Consider the following 1,081-nt stretch of genomic DNA (forward strand, 5'->3'; position numbering starts at 1 on the left):
GGAGCAGAGTACAAATACCCGGCAGGCGCGAGGTTCCAGGCGCATTATGCCAATTACACGGCGGGAAAGATTCTGACTATCATCGTGAACGTGGATGAGCTGTGAGGTGAACTATGGGCTATCTTGAAATCGTTGCCGGGAAAGTGGTATCCCCAACTCAGGGGCATATGCCGCAGTTCCTTTTTGGGCTTGATGCTTCAAAACCGAGTACTCCCGGTGTCGGGGACATGTACTATGCTACCAACACTTTGAAAATCTACAACTGCTATGTTGCTGGACTGTGGACGCTTACAAGCTCCCCAGCTTCTGAAAGGTACTCCAATCACTTAGGGGCTGTAGATAATTTTACAGGTGTGGCTGCATCTGCCGGTTGGTCTAATACGACTGATGCAGCCAATCACGAAATGGATATGGCTTCTGACGCTTTAACAACTGGTTATTGTAGATTTACCACAAAAAAAATGTGGTCGCTTGGTGCTTTATCCAGTCCAGTGATTTGTAATTTCATTCTTCAAAATATCGTTCCTGGGACTAATGCAGGGTACTCAGGATCAAAGATCGGATTAAGCGCAGATTTCCAAACAGTCTTAAACAATAACACGGCTGCCTTTTCATTGAGTCCTGGCAATGTTTGGCAGACATACACGATCGATAATGCTGGCGGTCAGCATTTTACAACGATTGATCCACAGATTACCAATGGTGATTTATGCACGATCATTGGCGTATCTTCATATGTGATTTATCTTGTAAATGGTGTATTGGTAGCAACACATCAACTCAATCTCCCTACTGCTCCGATGTTTGCCGGTGCTGGCATTGCTGCCGAAGGTGCAGCCTTTTCAGTAGCCAGGACGTGGAGCTTAGATTATTTTGATGTAATTGTTTTGAAGTGATCGCCATGAAAAAGTAGACTTATTTGATATCAAGAAATAACATTAGTTCTAATATTAATTGATGTTAATTTTAATATTTTAACCGACGTTATTTTGAACATGGTCAAACTTAGGAGAGCTGTAGACGGCTCACATTTCATCGTAATCCGAAGCGCTCTGGTCGAAAGCCAGCAATGGAGGGAGGG

At 43.8% G+C, this 1,081-nt stretch carries 1 protein-coding gene; it reads left to right on the forward strand.

Annotated elements, in window-relative coordinates; translation table 11 throughout:
* Nucleotides 1-113 precede the first annotated feature (113 nt).
* Complete coding sequence (locus MNV_RS09105; protein WP_096205407.1) at nucleotides 114-896, forward strand: hypothetical protein; 783 nt, start codon at nucleotides 114-116, stop codon at nucleotides 894-896.
* Nucleotides 897-1,081: the final 185 nt, after the last annotated feature.

Origin of the sequence: Candidatus Methanoperedens nitratireducens (assembly GCF_900196725.1) — an archaeon.
Classification (GTDB): domain Archaea; phylum Halobacteriota; class Methanosarcinia; order Methanosarcinales; family Methanoperedenaceae; genus Methanoperedens; species Methanoperedens nitroreducens_A.

Bases quoted from the DNA above. Each gene is read 5' to 3' on its own strand.
- MNV_RS09105 (WP_096205407.1), top strand. From the start codon at position 114: ATGGGCTATCTTGAAATCGTTGCCGGGAAAGTGGTATCCCCAACTCAG.